General features: G+C 33.1%; 5 protein-coding genes. 2 read left to right on the forward strand and 3 right to left on the reverse strand.

Translation table 11 applies throughout. The annotated features are described in order from the left end of the window. Window positions 1-386 precede the first annotated feature (386 nt). Complete coding sequence (locus AFK68_RS18190) at window positions 387-1,415, reverse strand: C39 family peptidase (RefSeq protein WP_094673986.1); 1,029 nt, start codon at window positions 1,413-1,415, stop codon at window positions 387-389. Window positions 1,416-2,715: 1,300 nt separating this feature from the next. Then, entirely contained in the window at window positions 2,716-3,219 is a 504-nt protein-coding gene (locus AFK68_RS18195; protein WP_094673987.1) for a hypothetical protein, read from the reverse strand. Window positions 3,220-3,666: 447 nt separating this feature from the next. Here AFK68_RS18195 and AFK68_RS18200 point away from each other — a divergent pair, with 447 nt between their 5' ends. Further along, the gene (locus AFK68_RS18200; RefSeq protein ID WP_094673988.1) at window positions 3,667-3,879 is read left to right on the forward strand and encodes a hypothetical protein; all 213 of its coding nucleotides are present in this window, start codon (window positions 3,667-3,669) and stop codon (window positions 3,877-3,879) included. Window positions 3,880-3,969: 90 nt separating this feature from the next. Continuing rightward, complete coding sequence (locus tag AFK68_RS18205) at window positions 3,970-4,245, forward strand: DUF2282 domain-containing protein (RefSeq protein WP_094673989.1); 276 nt, start codon at window positions 3,970-3,972, stop codon at window positions 4,243-4,245. 73 nt (window positions 4,246-4,318) lie between these two features. Here the strand turns inward: AFK68_RS18205 and AFK68_RS18210 are convergent. Next, a partial coding sequence (locus tag AFK68_RS18210; RefSeq protein WP_246844268.1) for a tetratricopeptide repeat protein occupies window positions 4,319-7,343 on the reverse strand: 3,025 nt, incomplete at its 5' end.

Below are 7,343 nucleotides of genomic sequence, written 5' to 3' on the forward strand. Positions count from 1 at the left end.
AAAGATGTCTGTTGCAACATTCCAACATCAGATCACTAAATTATACTAGCTCAGGAAAAATTAAATGATCCAAGAACGTAACTTACCTCAAAATAATTCCGAAAAAGTAGGGGAGTATTTTTTTTCCCCTTATATGCCTTTTATACCAACTTTTTAGGGTTTTAGTGAAGCGGTAAAAATATTTTACAGGAAATGTATCTTTGACAATAAAAATGATTGGCGACCTAAAAAATGGTATTGAAACCATTAAATTATGATTTATGACTCCTGACCCCTAAAAAATTCCCTAGCTATTTAGTGATAGATGGAGAATCTTTAGCTTACTGATAGAAACTTTTTTTTACTATTCCTAATTCCCTATTCCCTATTCCCTATTCCCTGTTCCCTTATTTAGAAATAAAATGTACCCAGAAACTACCATCTGGCATACAAACATTACGAATTAATCTATAAGAATAATGCAGATAAGCACCACTTAAGTCAGTACGATATCCAGTAGAAAACCATTCGCCATAAGGGTCGTGAATAAATAATCCTTCATTATCAAAACCAACACCAACAATTAGATGACCAAAAGAAGTAAAATAACTATGTATAGCTACAGGATTTCCTGCTATTAAGAAATCTTGAACTTCTTCAATAGTGGCATTAGTTTTAAAAGTATCTTTACATCCATAATCTCTAACAATTTTAACTAAATGATATGGATTATGACGACTGTAACCTTGACTTAAAGCATACTCGTAAAGTTCGTCTTCAAATTCACCATAATTAGAACTACGATTCACCTCTAAAAATTCTAAACATGAAGCGATTGAAGTAATATTACATAAACCAGTAGGATTATACCAATCATCTAGTTTTGGTATGTATGGAACTTTTATTCTGATATTTTCTGGTCTGAACTTGGGATGAACAACTTGATTATTTTCAGAAATTTCAATGTTTTTTTCATGGATATACCAAACTCCTGAACTGTTATGTTTATGGTTACGAAAAGCAATTCGGAAGTGGTTTCTTACTGGAGCGTAAGCTAAAAGTTCAAATTCTTGATTAGCAGGAATATGATGTTTTTCTGAATCAGTTAATTGAGAAGATTGAAGAGGTCTAGACTTAAGAATAGTGTCTTTTTTAGTTTTTAATATAATTGGAGCTGCCGGAATATTTGCTTCTATTGCCTCGAACAATTTGTTAATAGTTTTCTCTCCTAAATATCCAGCTTCACCACTTTTTTGATTAACTTGAAACCGATGAAGTGCTGCGGTAGTTAATGGGCCAAATATCCCATCTACTGGCGGGTTAAGCATATTTAGGTCAATGAGTATGGCCTGAATCTCGCGAGTCAGGTGTTCATCATCGGCCAGGGTTTTTACGTCGTATTTAAGGTCTGTCCCCAGAAAGTCTTTGAGTTCCATATTATGTTGATAGAACAGGAAAATAGTAGTCAGGAGCTATAATATACTATTCTCTGGACTAGACCAAATTATGGGACATTTATGAGAAGTTGGTTGGAATTTTCGTTTGTTTTAAGTTTGGGGAATAGTTATAACCATTTGTTTAATTTTCTATAATCGATTGCCCCTGCCATCTTTATACTAATTGAAGGGTTTGTTCTACATTTTTAGGTTTTGGCAGGGTTTTAGCTTATTGCTGATATTCTTCAACTAATAGCTCAAAATTAAGGTCAAGCTTTATTTTGGGTTTTGCAGAATCAACTGCCATAATTTCTAGGTTTCACTTTTTTGCAGNAGTTATAACCATTTGTTTAATTTTCTATAATCGATTGCCCCTGCCATCTTTATACTAATTGAAGGGTTTGTTCTACATTTTTAGGTTTTGGCAGGGTTTTAGCTTATTGCTGATATTCTTCAACTAATAGCTCAAAATTAAGGTCAAGCTTTATTTTGGGTTTTGCAGAATCAACTGCCATAATTTCTAGGTTTCACTTTTTTGCAGTCTAGATTATAGCATTTTTTGAGAGTTGGGTAATGAGTTGAGAGCGATCGCCAAACGCTGTTGATTGTGGAAGGGCGATCGCTCGTTCGTAGTAACGACTTCAGTTGTAGAGATTCAGTTGGCTTCCAAAAGTTAGGTTAGTAAATGAGCAATGAAAAAGTTTTTGTTTGTAGAATTGCTTGAGCAATATCTATAGTTCGGGCTAGAGCAATTCTACGCAGCTCTAATTAAACTACTCAACCGGACATAATATTACGGCGGGAATTTTCAATGGGGTTATTCACCACAAATAGAAAATATTCCATTGCATGAAGAAATTTGAGAGATACACCTAAAACTTTCAGGTGAATCTCTCTAAAATCAAATAGAGGTGTCTAGTTATGCAAAAATGGATTATGAAGCTTTGATGAAGTTAGATGGGAAAGTGTATCCGGGAAGTTTCGCAGTGGTAGGATAAAAGTTTGAGCAAAAATGTCAAGACTTATACCAGTTTTTATTTCGGCAGACCACAGTAGGGACGTTGCATACAGCGTCCCTACAAGGTTTTGTTTATGGAGATGTCTAATTTGAAAAGGGCTGTAAGCAAAAGATAAAATCCTATATCATCTGTAGGGGCGAATTGCCATTCGCCCCTACTCCCCTACTCCCTAAATAAAGACTTTTTCAGCAAACCCCAAATAGATACTCTCCCTGAATTATCAGAAAAATTGCCAGAAAATTTGTTGTACATCAATAATTTCATTGGTATGATTAGTCATCTTATTTAAGTTTTTCCTTTAATTGATTTAACTGTTCGGGAGTTAGTTTAATTTGTACTTCTAATAATTGCTTGGCATCCTGAAATAAGAGCATATTATTTTCGACAAAAATTTCGGGATTATTCAGTTCAATTCTTTGATATTTAATTTTTGGTAATGCCACTCGAATTACCAGTTTTTGTTGAGATTGTGGAAAAATATATAATTCCTGACGAGTATGATTTAGTGCTAATTTTTGCACAGTTGTATTACTTTCTGTGGGAGAATTAGGTTTCTGCCAATAAAGAGTAATACCGCGAATTTCTGGTTGAGCAATGAGAAATATTTCATCAAATCTTTGTGGTTCCCAATCAAGTTCTGAAATATCTCCACTATCAGGAATTAGTCTTTGTCGCCAGGTAATTTCTTTTCCTGCTAGAGCTGCCCACCATTCACGAATAGTATCTAGATTATTGGGATTTTCTGGGTTATTACTGCCGAATTGCCAAATAGTTTTAAGTTGCATAATTTTGAGATTTTCTTTGAGTTAAATTATGTNTCTTTTCCTGCTAGAGCTGCCCACCATTCACGAATAGTATCTAGATTATTGGGATTTTCTGGGTTATTACTGCCGAATTGCCAAATAGTTTTAAGTTGCATAATTTTGAGATTTTCTTTGAGTTAAATTATGTTCGTTGAATTAATAATAATTTCCTTGATAATAGTGAGTATATACATAAACAAGTAATTTTAGTTGTCTACATACTTAAGATATATTTTTTGAGGATTTTATATATATTTATAGCAAATACTTAAAATTTGGACAGTTACTTATTATAGTACATCTCTTTGGGTGCATCTCAATGCGTGAAGAAAGCCAAAAATTTATCGCTTTTAGGGAACACTTAACTGGGAACAGGGAACAGGAAATAGGGAATAGGGAATAGGGAAAAAGTATTTTGGCAAATATGAGATGCACCCATCTCTTTTAGGAAGATTATCAAAATTACTTAAATTAAGATTTTTAACTTTTAACTTTATAGTTGCACAGATGCCAGTAGGTAATCAGTTTGCCATGACAAAATTCAATCTACTCTATAAAATTTTACTGATGAATAAGCGGGAGAAAAATCCCAATCTTAATGCTCAAAAAGACTCACCAACTTTTTACCAATTTCTCAGGTGAATCTCAGATTTTTCAAAGACTGTCTTAATATCTATTGTAGATACTTTTTATATTGAAGATTAAAGTTTATTAATAGGAGCAAATGACATTATGAAAAACATCAATAAGAAGCTAGCTTTAGCTACTGCTATGACTGGTGTATTAGCTGTTGGTATTGCTACTCTAGGTAGTAATCAGGAAGCTCTTGCTGGAAAAGAAGGTATGGAAAAATGTGCTGGTATTGTTAAAGCGGGCATGAATGATTGTGGTACTCCTGAGCATGACTGTGCAGGTAAAGCTACAGTAGATTCAGATAAAGAAGAGTGGATTTATGTTCCTATAGGTACTTGTGAGAAAATTGTTGGTGCAACTATTAAGGGACAATAAGAAATAGGCTTGCTATATATTAGCTACCAAAGTAAAGTGATTATTACAAAAATTTTGGCATTTTTGAATCAAGTTATGATTTGAGGTTAATAGAATTGAGAAGAGGAAAATATTCTATTTTTCGGACTACTTTTAGATTTATATTCTGCAAAAATGAGTAACCCATCCGAGATAAATATTGTTTACCAGCTCTAGTTATTATAGGCAAATTTGACCATAAAGCTTCTAAATTATGAGTACCGCCATTGTAAGGATAAGAATCTAACAAAACATCAGCTATCTGATAAATTGCTCGATGTTCTTCTTCTGTTTGAGTTTGTCCTAAAAAGATAATTCGATTAAAGTCTACACCTAAATTTTCAGATTCTTGAAGATAGGTTTGATAAATTATATCTACATCTCCCTGACCTTTCCGAATTAATATACTTTCTGGAGTATGTTGCAAAATTTTCAGTTGAGCGCGTACCATTTCTGGATTAGTTTTTCGCCCCGGTGCTATACACAAATAAACCATTTTATCTGAATCAATTCCGAGACTATTTCTAGTCACATTTCTATCAACTGAAAGACTATCAAAGCCATCAACAGCTACAGATGTTTCTGGTAATCTAACTAACTTTTCTAAATAATATTCTTCTCTTTCTTGGGGATGGGTATACCAGTCACATAAGAAGTAATGATTTTCAGAAATATAGGGTGCATCAAATCCTAACCAAGAAACACAAACTGGTGCTGGTTGTTCATGGAGAATATGTACATTGACTGGCAATGTCATTGAATCTAAATCTACTACTATATCTAATTTGTCTTCTAATATTTGCGTGGTAATTTCTTGATATGATGGAAAGCCATTAGGATATTTTTTAGGCCAATATGTTTTGACAGACATTTGTTCAAATCTTTGAGTAATATCGTCTCTCTTCAACGGACCTGTAATATAGAGATGAACGTCTGGTGTAATTTGAGATAATTCTCTGATTAAAGCTTCACTACACCAACCTACTGAATGACGGCGAAAATGTTTGGAAAGGAATCCTATTTTTAATGGTTGAGAACTAGAGGTATAAGTTTTTGGAGTTTGATAAATTTTGGGTCGATTTTGATAATATTGTTTAGCAATTAATTTGTAAAATTTAGCGTTTCCTTTTAAATCATCTCGAAGGTGAGGAACAGCAAATAAGAAAATTTCATAGAGTAGTTTTATTTCTAGTTCGCTGAAGGTTTCATAGCTTTGATAACAGATTTTTTCTACTTCTGAAAGTTTGGAGTTTGCAACTTCACTAACTCCTGACTGAAAGTAGGAAAATAAAAAGGCAGTTCCTGAAAGAATAGGAGCTATTTCTCCACAAGAATTACAGAAATTATCGGCAGCTTTTCTTGCATCAGCAAGTTTAGTTGTATGACTAAGTAAATCGCATAATTGTTGATGAGCTTCGACAAATTTTGGTTTAACTTCGATGGCTTTTTCAAATAAAGCGATCGCCTCTTCCATTTTTTCTTGTTTAATAATATGTCCGATGCGAGAGTAAACTTCTGCCCAGTTTGGTTTAAGTTCTAATGCTTTATGATATTTTTCTAGTGCTGATTCTAATAATCCTTTGTTAGAAAGTGCTGTGCCTAAATTGGCATAAGCATCATAAGATTTAGGATTATATTTTATTGCTTCTTGATAATGAAATATTGCTTGGTCATAGTCACCTTTTAGCAATAAGTTGTTAGCTATCTTTTCATGTAAATGTTTTAAATCTGGATTAACATCTAGTGCTTTTTGGTAATACTTAGCTGCTGCTTCTTTATCTCCTTGTTTGCCTAAAAGATTAGCTAAATTACTATAAGCTTCCGTATAATCTGGCTTCAGATTAACTGCTCTCTCATAACTCTTAAGTGCATCATTATTTCGACTCAGTTTAACAAGAGTATTACCTAATTTAAAGTGAAAGTCTGCTTCCACTATATCCGGTTGAATTTCTAATGCTTTTTCCCAAGCTTCAAGAGCTTCATCAACCTTTCCTAAATATTGAAATAGTTTGCCAAGATTCCAATAAATACCAGCCAAACCAGGTTTTAATTCAATAGCTTTTTGATAATGAAATAGTGCTTGTTTATGTTGACCTAACTGTAAATAGACACTACCAATATTTCCCTGAACTTCTGCAACTTCCGGCTCAATTTCTAACGCCTGACTATAAGCACGCAAAGCAGCTTCTAAATTATTTTGTTGGTAAAAAGCATTTCCTAAAATTACATAACATGGAGAATAACTTGGTTGAACTTTTAAAGCTTGTTTACAAGACGAAATTGCTGCTGTTATATTTCCGTGTTTTAAGGCAAGGTTAGCTTGATTTATATGAGCTTCTGCTGCTGGAAATTTTAATAATTTTTTGGGAAACTTTGACTCTGGTTCTTGATATTCAAAAGTCGTAACTTTACCTGTTTTTTCCAGATTTTCTTCTACTACATTTTGGTCAGGTAAATTATCATAAGTATTCTCGAAATTATCGACTTTTTGCTCTGGAATTAGATTAAAAGTAGCAGGTTTAATTCCATTTTCTCTATCTGCTGCAATTACATAACATGGAGAATAACTTGGTTGAACTTTTAAAGCTTGTTTACAAGACGAAATTGCTGCTGTTATATTTCCGTGTTTTAAGGCAAGGTTAGCTTGATTTATATGAGCTTCTGCTGCTGGAAATTTTAATAATTTTTTGGGAAACTTTGACTCTGGTTCTTGATATTCAAAAGTCGTAACTTTACCTGTTTTTTCCAGATTTTCTTCTACTACATTTTGGTCAGGTAAATTATCATAAGTATTCTCGAAATTATCGACTTTTTGCTCTGGAATTAGATTAAAAGTAGCAGGTTTAATTCCATTTTCTCTATCTGCTGCTGGAAATTTTAATAATTTTTTGGGAAACTCTGAGTCTGATTCTTGATATTCAAAAGTTGCAATTTTACCTGTTTTTTCAAGATTTTCTTCTACTGCATCTGGGTCAGGTAAATTATCAGCAGTATTCTCGAAACTCTCCACTTTTTTCTCTGGAATTAAATTAAAAGTAGCAGGTTTAATTCCATGTTCTCCATCAGAAATAATAACTTCT

The sequence above is a fragment of the Hydrocoleum sp. CS-953 genome, from assembly GCF_002260545.1.
Lineage (GTDB): Bacteria > Cyanobacteriota > Cyanobacteriia > Cyanobacteriales > Microcoleaceae > Trichodesmium.

Bases quoted from the DNA above. Each gene is read 5' to 3' on its own strand.
- AFK68_RS18190 (WP_094673986.1), bottom strand. From the start codon at position 1,415: ATGGAACTCAAAGACTTTCTGGGGACAGACCTTAAATACGACGTAAAA.
- AFK68_RS18205 (WP_094673989.1), top strand. From the start codon at position 3,970: ATGAAAAACATCAATAAGAAGCTAGCTTTAGCTACTGCTATGACTGGT.
- AFK68_RS18195 (WP_094673987.1), bottom strand. From the start codon at position 3,219: ATGCAACTTAAAACTATTTGGCAATTCGGCAGTAATAACCCAGAAAAT.
- AFK68_RS18200 (WP_094673988.1), top strand. From the start codon at position 3,667: ATGCACCCATCTCTTTTAGGAAGATTATCAAAATTACTTAAATTAAGA.